Here is a 19319-nt window from a genome sequence, read left to right as displayed (position 1 = left end):
ATTGACAATTCAAGAAAACATATCTTTAAAAAACTACAACACGTTTGGTATTCAAGTTAATGCCAAACGTTTTGTTTCTATTACTTCAGTATATCAATTACAACAATTATTAACTGTAGAAAAGGACATTTTTATTCTTTCTGGCGGTAGTAATATGCTTTTAACAACTGATATTAACAAATTAGTGGTTCATATTAATATTGAAGGAATTTCTATAGATAATGAAGACGAAAATGCTGTATATTTAACCGTTAATGCGGGTGAAAATTGGCATAATTTTGTACTTTGGGCAATAGCTCAAAACTACGGAGGTATTGAAAATTTATCCTTAATTCCAGGAAATGTTGGTACCTGCCCTATTCAAAATATTGGAGCATATGGTGTGGAGGTGAAAGATGTAATTACTAAAGTTGAAGCTATAGAAGTTGATAGTGGTAAATTGGTAAGTTTTTCCAATAAAGAGTGTCAATTTGGTTACAGAAATTCAATTTTCAAAAACAAAGCTAAAGGTAAATACATTATAACTGCTGTAGGATTTAAACTCACTAAAAATCAACATCAATTAAATACAAGTTATGGTGCTATTGAGCAAGAACTTTCCGCTCAAAAAATAGTCAATCCAACTATTAAAGCTGTTTCTGATGCTGTTATTACTATTAGAAAAGCAAAACTACCAGATCCTAATGAAATTGGTAATAGCGGAAGTTTTTTCAAAAACCCAGTTATTGATGTAGATTTATTTAAAACACTTCAAGAAAAGTATCCCGAAATACCCTCTTATCCAATATCAGATACTGAAATTAAAGTACCTGCTGGTTGGTTAATAGAAAAAAGTGGATTTAAAGGAAAACGTTTTGGTGATGCTGGTGTACACACCAAACAAGCCTTAGTTTTGGTAAACTATGGAAATGCAACTGGTCAAGAAATATATAATCTAGCAAAAAATATTCAGCAAAAAATATTAGAGCTTTTTCAGATAGAATTAGAAATAGAGGTTAATGTTATTTAACCTCTATTTTCTAAATACGTTATTATGATTCGATTTTACTTTTATTGTTCTCATTAACGGTTTAGTTTCAAAAATACTAACTAAAAACTCTATAAATTCTTTTACAATATTCAAGATCATCTTATTAAATTATTGGTATTTATTTGTTAGACACTAATTTATTTTAAAAGTCACAATAACTCTAAAAATTATAAGTTTACGTATCTTTGTAGCAAAATTATATTTCATGAAATTAATTTTAATTACAATAGGATTATTAGCATTAGGTGTTGCTGGAATTGCTATAAAAATATGGGCAAAAAAAGACGGTAAATTTGCAGGAACATGTGCAAGTCAAAACCCAATGTTAAATCAAGAAGGTGAAGCTTGTGGTTTTTGTGGAAAAACACCAGACCAGTTTGATACTTGTGCAGAACCACAACACCAATCATAACTTTTAACAAACAACATTCGTTTTATAAATTACTAATTGTTAATTTTATAGCAATTAGTAATTTTTTGTTTTATATCTATTGGAAATACCTAAAGAAACGCTTCTTCAACATATTCAAAAGGCTAAAAATGGCAATCAAATTTCTTTTAATTTTTTGCTAGACACCTATTGGCCTCTAGTATATGCTTATCAATTAAAAAGAACTTTAAATGAAAATGATGCGGAAGACATCACTATTCGTACTTTTTCTAAAGCATTTGATAAGATTAAAACCTTTGATGAGCAATATCAATTTCAAACTTGGTTAATTACTATATCTAAAAATATTCACGTTGATTTAATTCGTAAAAAAAACACTTCTATATCAATACAAACTACTAATGCTCAACAAGATGAAGTAAATAAAATTATTGATGATGCTCCTTCGCCAGAAGATAAAATTATAACAGAACAAAATTTGGCAAAGCTTTTGAAAGACATCAAACAGTTAAAGCCAAAATATCAAGAAATTATTAATTTAAGATACTTTCAAGAGTTGAGTTATAAAGAGATTGCCGTACAAATTAACGAGCCTATAAACAACGTAAAAATAAAGTTGCTAAGAGCAAAAAAGCTATTGGCAGAAATAATAAAAAAATCATAAAATAATTTCATATATTCGCATGATTTTGAATTTTTCATAAAAATCAAACACAATAATCCCTAAATAAACAAACAAGAAAATGCAACTACGATTTTCAACCTCCCAAATCAAAGTACTTTTAGTATTTGTAGCCTTTTTGTTTTTACAAAACACTTACAGCCAAACCGAATCAGAAACCATTAAAAGCGCCTTTTCTGATGCTAGTTTAAACACTCGTGGTAAATTAGTAGATGAAGGTAATGGACGTTTTAGATTTGATTTTCATGATGTATATGAAAGTGATTCTAAAGCTAAATATCTTCAAGGATTAGGTTACCATGGTGGCGGACCAAGCTGGTTAGGTATTATTTACGGAGCTTTTAAAATAGGTGAAAATGATTTAATTGATAGTATTGATATGAATGTAGAAGTAACAGGAGTTACTTTTTATAGCGCTACTAAAGATCAATTAGACAGTATTCAGCGAGTTATTACCTTAGTAAAAAGTAATGAACAACTTTTATTAAAAGCTATTGATAAAGCAAAAGAGTTTGATATGATGCTCTAAAAGATTCTTCGTAAATTTGCATTTCAAATTCATACGAATGTCAAACACAACAACTATAACACCTACACAAGAAAGAGTAAAAAAACCTAAATGGCTTAGAGTTAAATTACCTGTTGGTAAAAAATACACAGAGCTTAGAGGTTTAGTTGATAAGTACAAGTTAAATACTATTTGTACAAGTGGAAGCTGTCCTAATATGGGAGAATGCTGGGGAGAAGGTACTGCTACCTTTATGATATTAGGAAATATTTGTACACGTTCTTGTGGTTTTTGTGGTGTAAAAACAGGAAGACCAGAAACCGTTGAATGGGATGAGCCAGAGAAAGTAGCTCGCTCAATTAAGTTAATGCAAATTAAGCACGCTGTAATTACCTCTGTAGATAGAGATGATTTAAAAGATGGCGGTTCTATAATATGGGCAGAAACTGTGGACGCTATTAGAAGAGCAAATCCTAATACTACTTTAGAAACTTTAATTCCAGATTTTCAAGGGAATGAAAAACTAATTGATAGAATTATAGAAGTTCACCCCGAAGTGGTATCACATAATATGGAAACCGTTAGAAGATTAACTCGTGAAGTTAGAATACAGGCTAAATATGAGCGTAGTTTAGGTGTTTTAAAATACTTAAAAGAGAACGGTATGAGAACTAAATCTGGTATTATGTTAGGTTTAGGTGAAACTGAAGAAGAAGTAATAGAAACCATGAAAGATTTAAGAAATGTTGGTTTAGATATTATTACAATTGGTCAGTACTTGCAACCTACAAAAAAACACTTACCTGTAAAAGAGTTTATTACTCCTGAACAATTTAAAAAATATGAAGAAATTGGTTTAGAACTAGGCTTTATGTATGTAGAAAGTGGAGCCTTAGTTAGATCATCATATAAAGCACACAAACATGCTAGCTAACTTTTTATTGAGGATTTGTTAAAAATAACCCTATTAAAAGTTAATAAAATGTAAATTTTTCATTTTAATAGCAAATCTAATTGAAATAATTGTAATTTTGGCACGTAAATTGAACACAACATTATAGCAATGTAATATATATTGTTTTCATTGTGTAAATTATTTGAATTAGTTGATTAAACGAAAGCCCGCTCTATGAGCGGGCTTTTGAATTTTGAATATTTTAATATTATAAAATAAAACTATTCTATATATCCCATTTTTTTCATCCATTCATCGTTAAACATTTTTCCAACATAACGACTACCGTGATCGTGGAATAAAACAACTACAACATCGTCTTTCTTAAATTTATCTTTTAGCTGAAGTAATCCTTTCATAGCAGCACCGGCAGAATTTCCAAGGAACATTCCTTCCTCTTTGGCTAATAATTGTGTATAAACAGCTGCATCTTTATCTGTAACTTTAGTAAATCCATCAATAATATCAAAATCTACATTTTTTGGTAAAATATCCTCACCAATACCTTCTGTTACATACGGATAGATTTCATTTTCATCAAAAACTCCTGTTTCATGATATTTTTTAAAAACAGAACCATACGTATCTATACCCCAAACTTTAACATCTGGATTTTGCTCTTTTAAGTATTTACCAACACCTGAAATAGTTCCACCAGTACCAACTCCTACTATAAAATGTGTAATTTTACCTTCTGTTTGTTTCCAAATTTCTGGACCTGTACTTTCATAATGAGCTTGAGCATTACTTGGATTATCATACTGATTTACATACCAAGCGTTTGGAGTTTCTTCAGCTAAACGTTTAGATACAGAATAATAACTTCTTGGATCATCTGGTTCAACAGCAGTAGGACAAACTACTACTTCAGCACCAACAGCTTTTAAAATATCTATTTTTTCTTTACTTTGTTTATCTGCCATTACAAATACACACTTGTACCCTTTTACAATAGCTGCCAAAGCTAATCCCATACCAGTATTTCCTGAAGTTCCTTCAATAATAGTTCCGCCTGGTTTTAACCTACCATCTGCTTCAGCATCTTCAATCATTTTTAAAGCCATACGATCTTTAACCGAATTTCCTGGGTTAAAAGTTTCGTATTTAGCTAAAACTAAACATGGAATTTCTTCTGCTAATTTGTTAATTTTTACTAACGGTGTATTACCAATAGTTTCTAATATGTTGTTTGCGTATTTCATTTGCTGAATTTTGAACTGCAAATATAATGGGTTTATATTTATAGGATGTATGAAATCTAAAAATCCCGCTAAAAGCGGGATTTTTTTGTTAATTAAACCAAACTGTAAAGGTTTTAATTTTTGCCAAATCTGGTATCTGTTCTAAACTTACTTTTTGTAAATCAAATTCTTTCAAGCCCAAGTCTTGTTTATCAATAGTTATAGTAGCATTTAAATCATCAATAAATAACGTTGCTGATGAAAATGAAGATTCTACTTTACTAATGGTATTGTTACTATTAATTTCAGCAAAAGTTGCGTTAATATTTAAACCTGATGCTGTTTTATATCGCTCATCAAAAATTTGAACACTTTTAATAGTAGAAGTAGAATCTAATTGATCTTGAGGCACTAAAGTAAGGAGATGCTTCCCTCCTTTTTCATAAATTTCATACTTATCATCATCTTGAAAATAATTATTTCCTTTAGCTCCTTCACTTAAAATTTTAACTATAGAATCATTTTTAAAAATAGTTTCTAACTCTTCAACCGTAGTTTTTGGTGTTAATTCTCCTACTTTATCTTTTGCTACATTAAATTTATCGTTACTACATTGCATAAAAGCTATTGAAATAATAGCTACACATAATGGCTTTAAAAATCTTTTCATCTAATCGGTTTTGTATAGTTAACGTATTTTTATTGGTTTTAGTTTATAGTACTTTTTTAAGAATCCCAAATACACTTCTTATAAAAGTTGCACTAGTTAATACTTTTACAACAGGGTTTTGCCTTATACTTCTACTTCTTGAAGTTGATCTTCTACTTAATTTTTGACGCTCTTTTGCTGCCTCTTCTTCAGATTTTTCTTTGTTAATTCTATCAATTTTATCATTTAATAGTTCATAAGCACTTTCTCTGTCTATTGTTTTATTGTACTTAGCTATTAACTTAGAATTATCTAAAACGTCATTTAGTTCTTTTTCTGTTAAAACATCCATTCTACTCATAGGTGCTCTTAACATAGTTCTGGCTAAAGGTGTTGGAATACCTTTTTCATTTAAAACCGAAACCAAGGCTTCTCCAATTCCTAATTGTGTAAGAACTTCTGATGTTTTATAATATTCTGAATCAGGATAATTTTCAGCTGCTAATTTAATTGCTTTTCTATCTTTAGCCGTAAAAGCACGTAATGCATGCTGAACTTTCATTCCTAATTGCGCTAACACATCTTCTGGAACATCCTTTGGATTTTGGGTTACAAAATACAACCCAATACCTTTAGAACGTATAAGCTTAACAATACTCTCTATTTGACTTAATAATGCTTTTGATGCTTCATCAAATACTAAATGAGCTTCATCTATAAAAATAACCAGCTCTGGTCTTCCACTATCGCCTTGTTCCGGAAATGTTTCATAAACTTCAGCTAATAATTGTAGCATAAAGGTAGAAAACAATTTAGGTTTATCTTGAATATCCGTTAAACGTAAAACTGAAATTACGCCTCTGCCATTTTCATCAATACGCGTTAAATCATCAACTTCAAAAGATTTTTCTCCAAAAAATAATTCACCGCCTTGTTGTTCAAGCTCTATTATTTTTCTTAAAATTGCTCCTGTACTTGCTGATGATATTCTTCCGTATTCTGCAGAAATTTCTTCTTTTCCTTCAGCAGTAATAAATTGCAACATCTTTTTAAAATCTTTTAAATCTAAAAGAGGTAACAAATTATCATCGCAATATTTAAAAATAATAGCAACAATTCCTGCTTGAGTTTCTGTTAAATCTAAAATTCTTGATAATAAAACAGGTCCAAATTCAGATACTGTTGCACGTAAACGAACACCATCTTGCTCGGAAATGGTTAAAACTTCTATAGGAAATTGTTGTGCTTTAAACGGAATACCAATTTTTTGATGGCGTTCATCAATTTTAGGATGCCCTGGACTTGCCTGTGCCAATCCACTTAAATCACCTTTTACATCCATTAAAAGTACCGGAATACCTTTTTCTGACATGTTTTCTGCTAATACTTGTAATGTTTTAGTCTTACCAGTTCCTGTTGCTCCTGCAATTAAACCATGTCTATTTAAGGTTTTTAAAGGAATATTTACCAAAGCATCTGTTATTGTCTCTTCACCTAACATACCTGCGCCTAGCGTAATAAAGTCTCCTTTACATTGATATCCTTGAGTTATATGGTTAAAAAAAGCTTCCTTTTGACTCATTCTGTCTTATTTTTTGATAAAAATACTATTAAAATCAGCATTTCAAAAAAATGGTACTAAATAATTTTACATAGTTTAATTTCTATAACTTTGTGTTAATTCACAATATTTTATATGTTTTTAAACAAAATAGTGCTCATTTTCATTGGTTTATTATTTTTTTCCTGTAGTCATCAAAATGAAAAACCTAGCCAAAAACCAAAAGAACTTGTTTTTCATTCTTCAAAATTAGAACGCAAGAAAAATGCTCCCTTTTCTGAAGCTGTAGAAGTTGGTAACTTACTTTTTTTGGCAGGTCAAGTTGGTATTAATCCTGAAACTGGTAAACTACCCGAAGGCGGTATAGAAGCTGAAACTAAACAGACCTTAGAAAATATAAAAGATGTGTTGTTAACTCATGGTTCTGATATGAAACATGTGATAAAATGTACAGTAATTTTAAGTACTACCGACGATTTTGCGGGATTTAACAAAATTTTCCGTGAATATTTTCCTGAAAATAAACCTGTAAGAACTACATTTGCAGCCGATTTATTGGTAGGAGCCAAAATTGAAGTTGATGTAATAGCGGTAAAAGTAGATGGATTTAAAAACACAAGAATTAATTAATACAGGAAAAATGCTTCCTTTAATGGAAGAATTTTACACCATACAAGGAGAAGGTGCTCACACAGGAACTGCAGCTTATTTTATTAGAATTGGAGGCTGTGATGTTGGTTGTCATTGGTGTGATGTTAAAGAAAGTTGGGATGCTAACTTACATCCACCTACCCATACAGACTTAATTGTTGAAAATGCTAAAAAATATGCAGAAACGGTTGTAATTACTGGTGGTGAGCCTTTAATGTGGAGCTTAGACTATATTACAGCTCAATTACAATTAGCAGGTATTAAAACTCATATTGAAACCTCTGGAGCTTATAGTTTTTCTGGAAAGTGGGATTGGTTTTGCTTATCTCCTAAAAAAACAAAATTACCTATAGAAGAATGTTATAGAGAAGCTGATGAACTTAAAATGATTATTCATAATAATAATGATTTTAAATTTGCTGAAGAACAAGCTGCTAAAGTGGGTAAAAATTGTCAGTTATTTTTACAGCCAGAATGGAGTAAAAAAGAAAAAATGACTCCCTTAATTATTGATTATGTTATGGAAAATCCGAAATGGAGAATTTCATTACAAACACATAAATATTTAAATATACCATAAAAAAACCTCACTAAATAGTGAGGTTTTTTTATGGTATATATGGTTTTGCACACTACTCTTTGTATACTCCCATGTTTTCAAATTTTTCCATACGTTGACTTACTAAAGATGCATGATCTAAATCTTTTAACTCTTTATAAGCTTTTACTATTTGTTTTTTTACAGCATCAAAAGCACCTTCTCTATCTGAGTGAGCTCCGCCTAAAGGCTCTTTAATAATAGCATCAATTAGCTTCTGTTTTTTCATATCATCAGCCGTTAATTTTAATGCTTCAGCAGCAACCTCTTTATATTCCCAACTACGCCATAAAATAGACGAACATGATTCTGGTGAAATAACAGTATACCAAGTGTTTTCCATCATATATACTCTATCACCAACACCAATACCTAAAGCTCCTCCAGAAGCTCCTTCTCCAATTACAATAGTTATAATAGGAGTTTTTAAGCGAGTCATTTCAAAAATATTACGAGCAATAGCTTCTCCTTGTCCACGTTCTTCAGCTTCTAATCCAGGATATGCACCAGGTGTATCTAAAAAAGTTACTACAGGAATACCAAATTTCTCTGCCATTCTCATTAAACGTAATGCTTTTCTATATCCTTCTGGATTAGCCATACCAAAGTTACGATACTGACGTGTTTTTGTATTATAACCTTTTTGCTGACCGATAAACATAAAAGATTGATCTCCTATTTTACCTAAACCACCAATCATGGCCTTATCATCCTTTACCGTTCTATCACCATGTAACTCCATAAAGGTATCTCCACATAAAGCTTTGATATAATCTAAAGTATAAGGTCTATTTGGATGACGAGATAATTGTACACGCTGCCAAGGTGTTAAGTTTTTGTATATATCTTTGCGGGCTTTTTCTAATTTTTTTTCAATTTTGCTACAGGTTTCTGTAACGTCAACCTCACTTTCTTTTCCAATCTCATAGCATTTTGCCAATTGATCTTCTAATTCTTTAATTGGCATTTCAAAATCTAAATATTCCATTGTGTATAAAGTTTGATTTTTTTACTATTCTTAGTTGTTTGTAAAAACAAACATACTAAATTATCGTTGTAATTTCTTTTTAATTGCTGAAGAATTTTTGAGTAAACCATTTAATAATACTACAAAAAGTACTATAAATGCACCGTAATAAAACTCTGTATTCATTTGCTCTTTCTCTCCAAAAACTATGAGTGCCAATACAATAGCATACACAGGTTCTAAGTTGATAGTAAGCATTACCGTAAAGGGTGTTAAATATTTCATTACTTGTACAGATACTATAAATGCATAAGCTGTACAAACACTACTTAATATGAATAAATACATCCAATCAGTTGATTTTAAAACAAAAAAATCGGTTGTAAATGAACCTTTTAACCATAAAAATAAGGTTACACCTAAAGTACCAAACATTAATTGGTAAAAAGATATTACACTTGGTTCATATTTTTTAACAAATAAACCATTTAAAACTGCAAATAACGCTGATAAAGATGCTGATATTAATGCATAAACTATTCCTAAAGTATACTGACTTTCAAAATTGAAAATTATATAAAGTCCTATAATAACTAATACACCCAAAATAATTTCGATTGCTTTTATACTTCTTTTAAAGAAAAAAGGTTCTATTAGCGATGTAAAAAAAGCTCCTGTGCTCATTGTAACTAAAGCAACTGATACGTTTGATACTTTAATAGCCTTAAAAAAAGTAATCCAATGAATTGCTATGATAATTCCAGAAATTGAGAATTTTAAAATTGCTTTTTTATCTATTCTAAAAGATTTCTTTTTAAATAAGAAATAAATTCCAATAAAAATGGTAGCTAATAACATCCTATACCAAACTAATGGAATAGCATCAATAGAAATTAAAGCACCCAAAATGGCAGTAAATCCCCAGATAAAAACTATTAAATGAAGTAATAAATAGTTTTTTAATTTATTTTCTTGCATTGATGTATAAATATATTGCTAAAGATCCAAATACTATATTAGGCATCCATACATTTAATAAGGCATTAGCACCTGCAACGGCTCCTAAAACTTCTCCAATTTTAAGAAAGAACACGTATACAAACATAATACTTAAACCAATAGCTAGGTTTACCCCCATTCCTCCTCTTCTTTTTTTATGAGCCAATGCAACGGCTAATAATGTAAGTATATAGGAAGCCAATGGTAAAGATGTTCTTTTATAATATTCTACTAAATACGCATTTAGGTTTTTAACACCTCGTTTTTCTGATAAATCTATAAATGCAGTTAATTCATCTGAAGGCATTTCTAAAGCAAATGTAGATTTGTAATTAAAATCTTTAGGGGTAAAAGCAAAAGTAGTATCTAACTTATTACCCATATCAATAATATCTTTGTTTGGTAATACTTCCCTACTTTTCCAGTTTAGCAATCGAAACGCCGTATCTTGTTCTCTCCATGTTAAATTATCAGACTCTAACTTATATTTTAACTTGATACCGTTATATACTTCTGTAGAAAAATTATATCCTTGATTTCTTTTTAAATCAAAGTTTTGTACAAAAATATACGTACTATCATTTAATTGTAGACTAAAATTCCGAACAGTACGCTCTTGATATTCTTTACTTTTACTTTTTAAATATTTTTTTTCGAACTCTTTACGTGTTTTACTACTATTAGGTACAATGTAGTGATTCATAAAAAGAGCAAAAACAGTTACCAATGTTGCGCCAATAAAATAAGGATATAAAAAACGCGTAAAAGAAACCTGTGAACTGTTTATAGCTATAATTTCTGAGTTATTTGCTAAACGAGATGTAAAAATTATTACCGCAATAAACAATGCCAACGGCATAAATGTATTGGAATAATATATAATAAAGTTTTTATAATAATCATTAGCTATTTCAAAAAAAGTTAAGTTTTCATGACGTAAAAACTTATCAATCTTCTCAGAAATATCAATAGCTACCGCAATTGGTATTAAAATTAACAACGTGAATAAAAAGGTTGCTAAATAACGTTTTAATATGTACCAATCTAGTATTTTCAATTTATAATCGTTTGTCCATTTGTTTTACCATTTTATCTTTCCACTCGGCAAAATCTCCTGCTAAAATATGTTTTCTAGCTTCACGAACCAACCATAAATAAAATCCTAAATTATGAATTGAAGCTATTTGCTTACCTAACAATTCTTTAGAGGCAAATAAATGACGTAAATATGCTTTTGAATACATCGTATCTACAAAAGTAATTCCCATGTCATCAATAGGAGAAAAATCATTTTCCCATTTTTTATTTTTAATATTGATAGTACCATGTGCTGTAAATAACATTCCGTTTCTTGCATTACGTGTAGGCATAACACAATCAAACATATCAACACCAAGTGCTATGTTTTCTAGAATATTAATTGGCGTACCAACGCCCATTAAATAACGTGGTTTATCTTCTGGTAAAATAGCGGTAACAACCTCTGTCATTGCATACATTTCTTCAGCTGGCTCTCCTACTGATAAACCTCCAATAGCGTTACCATCTGCTTCAACTGATGCTATAAACTCTGCAGACTGCTTTCTTAAATCTTTATAGGTACTACCTTGAACAATAGGAAAAAGCGTTTGGTTGTAACCATACTTTGGTGGCACTTTTTCAAGATGATTTATACATCTTTTTAACCATCTATGCGTCATGTGCATAGAGCTTTTTGCATAATTGTAATCACAAGGGTAAGGTGTACACTCATCAAATGCCATAATAATATCAGCACCAATAGAACGCTGAATCTCCATAACATTTTCAGGTGTAAAGAAATGTAAAGAGCCGTCTATATGACTTTTAAACTTTACGCCTTCTTCATTAATTTTTCTTCTTTCTGATAAAGAATATACTTGATAACCACCACTATCTGTTAAAATATTACGATCCCAATTCATAAACTTGTGTAAACCTCCTGCTTGCTCAAGAATATTTGTTTTTGGACGTAGGTATAAATGGTAAGTATTACCCAGAATAATATCTGGATTAATTTCATTTTTTAATTCTGATTGATGTACACCTTTTACAGATGCAACTGTGCCTACTGGCATAAATATGGGAGTTTCTATAGTACCATGATCGGTAGTAATTACTCCTGCTCTGGCTTTACTCTTTGGGTCGGTAATTTTTAAATCAAATTGCATAGTTGGCAAAGATACATAATTGAATTAATGGAAAAACTTAATTAGTTATTAAGATTTAAAATCTCTTTCTTTTTCTTCCGAATTGAGGTTTTGACTTTTGCGAGGATTTACCTTTTTTTCTAAACGAGCTACTTTTTTTATTAAACTCATTTCTAACCGGTTGATTTGATATTTTCTTACTCTTTTTAACGGGTTTTTCTTCTGGTATAGATGCTTCCTCAGTTTTTACGGAACTTGCGACTAACCTGTTAATTTCATCCATTTCATGGCTAGTTAGTTCTCGCCAATCTCCAGGTTTTAAATTCCCTAAAGTCACATTCATGATTCGAGTACGTTGTAATTTCGTAACTTCATAACCCAAAAACTCACACATTCTTCTAATTTGCCTGTTTAAGCCTTGTACTAGAATAATTTTAAAGGTATTTGTGTTAATTTGAGCTACTTTACATTTTTTTGTAACAGTTCCTAAAATTGGAATTCCGTTACTCATACGTTCCACAAAATTGTCGTTTATTGCTTTGTCTACAGTTACAATATATTCTTTTTCATGATTGTTTCCTGCACGTAAAATTTTATTTACAATATCTCCGTCATTGGTAAGAAATATCAAACCCTCAGATGGTTTATCTAATCTTCCAATAGGAAATAGTCTTTCTGGGTGACCAACAAATTTTACAATATTTTTTTTCTCTTTACTATCTGTTGTACAAACAATACCTACAGGTTTATTTAATGCAATGTAGAGTGTTTTAGGTTTAGGTTTTAACGCTCTTCCGTCAATTTTTACTATGTCTCCTTCAAATACTCTATTTCCTAATTGAGTAGGTTTATTATTTATAGTTACTCTACCTGCTGTAATTAACTTTTCAGCTTCTCGTCTTGAGCACATTCCTGTACTACTAATAAACTTGTTTAAGTTGGTAGATTTTTTATCCTGCTGTTCCATTGGTACAAAAGTAAACTAAAAATCCTCAAGAACATTCTTGAGGATTTTTAGTTTTATATATTTTTTAAATTTTAAAACATCATCATTTTCTGTGTACATCGTGCTAAACTTGGTCTTCTATCATAATCAAATCCAAGCGTAATCATATGGGTTCCATATGTAAAATCTTGAATATTATTTACATTTAGGCTTACACCATATGATAAGTAAAATTTATTCTTTTTTAATCCAACTAAAGGCGCTACAGATAATGGTTCACCAAATTGATCGTTTAAGAAGGTATAACTTGCACCTATCCAAACATAACCATCTCTAATTCTTTTACGTAATTTAACGTTTACGTCATTTCTAGAACGAGCACTTGCTTCAAAATATTCTACAAAAATAGAGGGTTCTATTTCCACCTCTCTATTCACTCTAAAACTATAATAGGAATATAATGAATACTTTCTTAAAACTTCAGGCTCTCCTGAAATAGTGTTTAGTACTTCTTGATCTAAAATATTATTAACATTTACACTAAAAGCAAATCTATCAAAACGGTATAGCATACTCACATCAAAATTAGATTTACCTTCAGAAATGTTACTTAATACTTCACCCGTATTATTATCACGTGTGTCAATACCAAATTGTACAAAAGTATAGGTCATACCAAATGATAAAAAACTATCGTATAAATCACTTAACGTTAAGTGACTTGCAAAAGATAATTTGGCTCCTTGTTGAGAGGTATTACCATTACTATCATTAAAAATAGTTAATCCGCCTCCAAATCTCTCTGCGATTCTTGCTTCTACAGTTATCGACTGGGTGTTTGGCGCATTTTTTACACCAATCCATTGGCTTACTCCATTTAATCTGATTTGTAAACCCGATCCAATACCCGCATAAGACGGAGAAATCATGAACGGATTGTCCGCCATATGATTGATATATGGCGGTAAATCTCTTTCTTGAGCTGTAACTGCTTTAGTGCTGAGGATTAAAAGCAGTGCTACTATTATTTTTTTCATATATATTATCTTCTTCTATATAATGTAAAGTGACCCATCATTTTCTTACGCTCATTGGTTAACTCTTTAAAATCAATAGTATACCAATAATCTCCAGTTGGTAAAGGTCTTCCGTCGTACATTCCGTCCCAACCTTGTTGTGATCCTTCAAACACTTTTAATTGTCTTCCGTATCTATCATAGATGTACACTTTAACATCATGATAATCTTCTACATTAATTGGGTACCAATATTCGTTATCTCCATCACCATCTGGTGTAAAGAAGTTAGGAATTTCTATCGTAATAAATTCACCTAAAACAGTAACTGTAAACTCACATCCTCTAGCATCTCTTACCGTGATTGTGTATTCACGTGTTTGTGAGATGATAAATTCTGATTGGAAACTAAATTCGCTACCATCTATACTAAATTCATACGGTCCAACGCCTCCTACCGGATTTGCAATTAAAATATTTACCTGACTTGTGTCGATTGTTAATCCTAACTGCTCGATGTCTTCTACCTCTATCTGATCAATAGTTTCGATACATCCGTCAATATGTTCAACTTCTAAGGTATAGAAACCTGGAGTGTTTACAACAAATACTCCTGTATCGTTTGTTGCTACTTCTGGACCTGATAAAGTAAATACAACTTCATTAGTATATAACTCATCAACTATACCTGTTATTGTAACATCACCCGAACAATCATATGCTACGGTGTGTTGTAACTGCATGTTAACAGTTTCTTCTGTAACAATAGTCAGGTTATCTGCTGGTCTACAATCATTAGCGTCTCTTACAATTACAGTGTATGATGTACCTGGCTCTAAGTTATCAAATGTATAGGTATTTGTTCCTGCTGGTAAATTTATAAATGCATTACCGTTTAAACTTACTCTGTATGGACCAGTACCTCCGTTAATTTCTACAGTGAATGATGGTGCTGGGTCTTGAATACAAGCTTGTTCTACAACAGTTCCTACTAATGATACAGATAACTCTTGAGGCTCTATAACTTCAACTGGAATAATCGTGAAACAACCTCTTTCATCTTGTACTGTTACATTATAAATACCCGCTGGTAAATCTACAAACACATTAGATGATTGGAATCTGCCTGGTGCACTGTCTATTTCATACACTAAAGTTCCTGTACCTCCAGTTGCATCCACAGTTATTGTTCCATCTGAACTTCCATAACAACTTACCGGTGTAGATGAAGCTGTTGCTATTAATTCTTCTGGGTTAACAATTTCATGGGTAGCAGTTGTTTCAATACAGTCTACACTTGTAACTCTAATGCTATATACTCCAGGACCTAAGTTTGTAAATGTATTAGATGCTTGTGGACCTTGAACTACAACACCACTTTCTAATAATTCGTAACTATAATTTCCTAAACCTCCAGTTGCATTAGCTGATAACACACCATTTGTTTCATTATAACATGTTATAAATCCTCCAATTGTTTCGATTTCAACTGCTAAAGGCTCTAAATCGGCAACAGTAATAATATATGGAGCAGAAATACATCCGTTTGCATCTCTTACAAAGAACTCATGTTCTCCTGCTGTTACAGCAAATACATTACCTGCTACAAATGTTACTCCATCATTACTATATTCATAAGCTCCTGTTCCTCCATTCCCAGTAACCGTTACATCTACAGTTGGATTAGTACAACTTATAACTCCATTTACTGATGCTACTGCTGAAACATCTGATGGTTCAGTAACCGTATAATTAAACTGTTCACTACAGTTAAATTCATCGTATACCGTTACAATATAATCTCCTGCACCTAAACTTGTAAATACATTAGATGTTTGTTGTGCTGTAACAGAACCGTCAGGATATGTTAAGCTATAAGTATATGATGGTGGATTACCTTGACCTCCTGTTACACCAACAATTTCAATTGCTGCCATTTGATCGCCCTCACATTGGTTAAATGCTGTTTGATTAATAGTAGCATTAAATGGTGCCGGTGGCGTTAATGTAAAGTTGTCTACAAATACACATCCTCCAGCATCTCTTACAGAAACTTCATAGTCTCCAGCTTCTAAACCTGTAATAATGTTATTAGTATCGAAAGCTTGTACTGTTATTCCGGTAGTTAAATTTACCAATTGGTAAGTATATCCACCCCAACCATCAACTCCGTTAATTACTACTTGCCCACTATTTGTTGTGATACAACTTATTAAGCCAACATTTAAGTTTGCCGTTAATGGTGCATTTGGTTCATTAATAGTAACTGGATTAGAGGTTACTGGACAGAAAGGACTGTCTGTCATTAAAATCTCTACAATATACTCACCTGCCGCTAAACCAGAAACTATAGTAGTAGAGCTTCCTGAACCATTACCGCCAATTCCAGTTGTTAGTCCTGTAGCTCTATCAATTACATCATAGGTAAAGTTTCCTGTATAAGGTGAACTTGTACTAAATTCTATAGAAATTTCACCATTAGCATCTCCAACACAAGCAACATCATTAACTGTTTGAACATTTACATTAAATGTTGGTGGTGTATCTACTTGATGTACTATTGTAAATGTACATCCTGTATCTGGGTTAAAGATTGCTATTTCGTAAACTCCTGTCCCTAATCCTGTAAATGTTTCTGGGTTTGGCATTGGTGCCGTTTGTGTAACTGTTGAATACGTTGTGCCATTAATTCCTGTTACGCTGTATTCAACATTTGGTATTGCTGAAACCGACGTGTAATTAATAGTTATATCTTCTCCAGTTGCACAATCTATTGCCTTATCAACTGTTACACTTGCATCTGTTATTGCATTTAATGGTGCTACTACTTGTGTAGCTGTTGCTATACATCCGTTATCATCATAAACCGTTACAGCTACCGAACCGCCTGCTTCATTGGTTACTACAAAACTGTCATTAGCACTGTCTTGAGTAATATCATCAGATGTATCTCCAGGAGTACCATTATCATAAACAAATACATAACGTACATACGTACCTGTTCCGCCTCCTGCACTAGTATTTACTACTGCATTATCCGTAACATTACCTGTTGAACAACCAAACTCTGTAACCGAAGTTCCTAACGTTACATCTGGATTCTCTAAAATAGTTACTTGAACTGTAGTAGTACAATCATTTGTTCCCTCTCCGGTAATATCATAAACACCTGCTGGTAATCCTGAATACGTTAAAGTAGTCATATCAATACTACCAGAATATGGACCACCACTTACAACAATTATACTGTAAGTTAATGGATTGATACTATTGTTTACCTCTGTGATCTGAATTACTCCATCAGTGCTACCAAAACAAATATTATTTACACTTGCCACCGCACTGAAATCTGGCTGAATAGCTGGTGCAACCACTACGTCAACCGTAGTTGAACATACTGGGGTAGCGGCCATATCAAACACTTCTACTGTGTACGTATCTGCTGTACTTACATCAAATGTAAATGTAGTTCCACCTGTTGATGTTTGTGCTACGATAACTGCTGATGAACTATTAACTACTGAATATTCATAGGTACCTGAACCTGATGTAATATCAACAGTAATAACTCCATCTGGACTCGCTGAACAATCTATATTCTTTGTCTGAATAGCTGTAAAAGCTAAATCTGGACTGATAGTTACTAATGGACTCGTTAACGCTGTACCTGGACAATTATTGCTATCTACAACTGATACGCTATAATCTCCTGCTCCTACATTGGTAAAGGTGTAAACTCCTGTTCCTGTTCCACTCGATACTACTGAACTTGTACCTGTATTGGTTAAAGTAAACGTATAAGTACCTGTTCCACCTGTTGGTGTTACTTCTATACTTCCGCCTAAACTTGCATCACATGAATTATCAATATGTGTAACTGTAAACTCTACTAAACTAGCATCTGGAACCGTTTCTGTTACAACTTCCTCACAGCCATTAGCATCTCTTACTGTGATATTATAAGTACCTGCTGTTAAACCACTAAACACATTGTTTGTGCTGAAACCTACTGCTGGTGAAGTTCCTGTTACTGGTGTTAAACTATAAGTATAACCACCCCAACCATCTGATCCGGTTGCTGTGATACTTCCGTCGGATCCTCCGTTACAACTTACAGCAGTAGCACTCGTTGATAAAGCTAACGGTGCCGTTGGCTCATCAATAGTTACTAATGGCGTAGTTACTGGACAGAATGGACTATCAGTCATCGTTACCTGAACATAATAAACTCCTGCTGCTAAACCAGTAATGCTTACTGGTGTACCGCCTACTCCAACACCTGTTATTCCTGTTGAAATACTTGTAGCATTATCTATAACATCATAGTTGTAGTTTCCTGTGTATGGTGAACTTGTACTGAAATCAAACGTAAAAGATCCTTCATTACTTCCAACACATGCTACATCACTCGTCTTATTAACATCCATATTAAACGTTGGTGCTTCCTCTACTAAAATAGTAGTGCTTAAAACACATCCTGTTATTGGATTGGTGATTGTTACCGTATAAGTATCCGCTGGAACTCCTGTGAAACTTACTGGTGATGTTCCACTTTGTGTATCTGTATGTGCAGTTGTTGAACCTGTAATTGTTACATCTGCATTGATGGCACTTACACTTGAATCAAACGTGATATCTAAATCTGCTCCGCCTAATGGTAAAACTCTACAGTCTACGTCTTTTGTTACTACGTAATCTGCATTACTTAATCCATTAAATGGTGCTACCACTTGTGTAGCTGTTGCTATACATCCGTTGTCATCATAAACCGTTACAGCTACCGAACCGCCTGCTTCATTGGTTACTACAAAACTGTCATTAGCACTGTCTTGTGTAATATCATCTGTAGTATCGGCTGGTGTATTATTATCGTATACAAATACATAACGTACATACGTACCTGTTCCGCCTCCTGCAGTAGTATTTACTACTGCATTATCCGTAACGTTACCTGTTGAACAACCAAACTCATCAACAGTTGTAGTTAATGTTACATCTGGGTTCTGTGAAATAGTTA

General features: G+C 32.1%; 17 protein-coding genes. 7 read left to right on the top strand and 10 right to left on the bottom strand.

All coding sequences use genetic code 11. From position 1 onward, the window contains the following. The first annotated feature begins 1 nt into the window (after position 1). The 5 genes from murB (at position 2) to lipA (ending at position 3545) form a co-directional block, all read left to right on the top strand. Positions 2-1009: a UDP-N-acetylmuramate dehydrogenase gene (gene murB / locus ACFQ1U_RS06510; RefSeq protein ID WP_386106549.1), complete on the top strand. Its 1008-nt coding sequence runs from the start codon at positions 2-4 to the stop codon at positions 1007-1009. A gap of 226 nt (positions 1010-1235) precedes the next feature. Further along, positions 1236-1442 (top strand): membrane or secreted protein, encoded by a 207-nt coding sequence (locus ACFQ1U_RS06505; RefSeq protein WP_386106547.1) that lies wholly within the window; start codon positions 1236-1238, stop codon positions 1440-1442. Positions 1443-1521: 79 nt separating this feature from the next. After that, complete coding sequence (locus ACFQ1U_RS06500) at positions 1522-2085, top strand: RNA polymerase sigma factor (protein WP_386106545.1); 564 nt, start codon at positions 1522-1524, stop codon at positions 2083-2085. Between the two features lie 79 nt (positions 2086-2164). After that, a complete protein-coding gene (locus tag ACFQ1U_RS06495; RefSeq protein ID WP_386106543.1) occupies positions 2165-2632 on the top strand; it encodes a hypothetical protein in 468 nt (155 codons plus the stop codon). Between the two features lie 37 nt (positions 2633-2669). After that, on the top strand, positions 2670-3545 hold the full coding sequence (lipA, locus tag ACFQ1U_RS06490; protein WP_386106541.1) for a lipoyl synthase: 876 nt from the start codon (positions 2670-2672) through the stop codon (positions 3543-3545). 242 nt (positions 3546-3787) lie between these two features. Here lipA and ACFQ1U_RS06485 read toward each other — a convergent pair whose 3' ends face one another. The 3 genes from ACFQ1U_RS06485 to ACFQ1U_RS06475 all read right to left on the bottom strand — a co-directional run bounded on the left by ACFQ1U_RS06485 (position 3788) and on the right by ACFQ1U_RS06475 (position 6978). Continuing rightward, positions 3788-4768 carry a PLP-dependent cysteine synthase family protein gene (locus tag ACFQ1U_RS06485; RefSeq protein WP_386106539.1) on the bottom strand — a complete coding sequence of 327 codons (981 nt, stop codon included), beginning with the start codon at positions 4766-4768 and terminating at the stop codon, positions 3788-3790. Positions 4769-4856: 88 nt separating this feature from the next. After that, entirely contained in the window at positions 4857-5417 is a 561-nt protein-coding gene (locus ACFQ1U_RS06480; protein ID WP_386106537.1) for a hypothetical protein, read from the bottom strand. A 43-nt stretch (positions 5418-5460) separates the two neighbouring features. After that, the gene (locus tag ACFQ1U_RS06475) at positions 5461-6978 is read right to left on the bottom strand and encodes a helicase HerA-like domain-containing protein (RefSeq protein WP_386106535.1); all 1518 of its coding nucleotides are present in this window, start codon (positions 6976-6978) and stop codon (positions 5461-5463) included. A gap of 114 nt (positions 6979-7092) precedes the next feature. Here ACFQ1U_RS06475 and ACFQ1U_RS06470 point away from each other — a divergent pair, with 114 nt between their 5' ends. Then, the gene (locus ACFQ1U_RS06470) at positions 7093-7587 is read left to right on the top strand and encodes a RidA family protein (protein WP_386106533.1); all 495 of its coding nucleotides are present in this window, start codon (positions 7093-7095) and stop codon (positions 7585-7587) included. After that, positions 7559-8188, top strand: coding sequence for a 7-carboxy-7-deazaguanine synthase QueE (locus tag ACFQ1U_RS06465; RefSeq protein WP_386106531.1), 630 nt, complete (start codon positions 7559-7561; stop codon positions 8186-8188). Before ACFQ1U_RS06470 ends, ACFQ1U_RS06465 begins: the two co-directional genes overlap by 29 nt. A gap of 52 nt (positions 8189-8240) precedes the next feature. On the opposite strand, the gene ACFQ1U_RS06460 is transcribed toward ACFQ1U_RS06465, so the two are convergent. The 7 genes from ACFQ1U_RS06460 to ACFQ1U_RS06430 all read right to left on the bottom strand — a co-directional run. Continuing rightward, entirely contained in the window at positions 8241-9194 is a 954-nt protein-coding gene (locus ACFQ1U_RS06460; RefSeq protein ID WP_386106529.1) for an acetyl-CoA carboxylase carboxyltransferase subunit alpha, read from the bottom strand. A 60-nt stretch (positions 9195-9254) separates the two neighbouring features. Then, positions 9255-10151 carry a DMT family transporter gene (locus ACFQ1U_RS06455; RefSeq protein ID WP_386106527.1) on the bottom strand — a complete coding sequence of 299 codons (897 nt, stop codon included), beginning with the start codon at positions 10149-10151 and terminating at the stop codon, positions 9255-9257. Continuing rightward, positions 10138-11229 (bottom strand): LptF/LptG family permease, encoded by a 1092-nt coding sequence (locus tag ACFQ1U_RS06450; RefSeq protein ID WP_386106525.1) that lies wholly within the window; start codon positions 11227-11229, stop codon positions 10138-10140. Before ACFQ1U_RS06450 ends, ACFQ1U_RS06455 begins: the two co-directional genes overlap by 14 nt. 1 nt (position 11230) lies before the next feature. Further along, positions 11231-12361 carry a tRNA guanosine(34) transglycosylase Tgt gene (gene tgt, locus ACFQ1U_RS06445; RefSeq protein WP_386106523.1) on the bottom strand — a complete coding sequence of 377 codons (1131 nt, stop codon included), beginning with the start codon at positions 12359-12361 and terminating at the stop codon, positions 11231-11233. Between the two features lie 55 nt (positions 12362-12416). Continuing rightward, positions 12417-13307, bottom strand: coding sequence for a 23S rRNA pseudouridine(2604) synthase RluF (gene rluF / locus ACFQ1U_RS06440; RefSeq protein WP_386106521.1), 891 nt, complete (start codon positions 13305-13307; stop codon positions 12417-12419). Positions 13308-13378: 71 nt separating this feature from the next. After that, entirely contained in the window at positions 13379-14323 is a 945-nt protein-coding gene (locus tag ACFQ1U_RS06435) for a PorP/SprF family type IX secretion system membrane protein (protein ID WP_386106519.1), read from the bottom strand. 5 nt (positions 14324-14328) lie between these two features. Further along, positions 14329-19319 (bottom strand): T9SS type B sorting domain-containing protein (locus ACFQ1U_RS06430; RefSeq protein WP_386106517.1); only part of this gene is annotated, 4991 nt, incomplete at its 5' end.

Source organism: Tenacibaculum geojense (assembly GCF_042676005.1).
GTDB lineage: Bacteria > Bacteroidota > Bacteroidia > Flavobacteriales > Flavobacteriaceae > Polaribacter > Polaribacter geojense.
The sequence above is the reverse complement of the archived record's forward strand: the minus strand, read 5'-3'. Positions and strand labels throughout refer to the sequence as shown.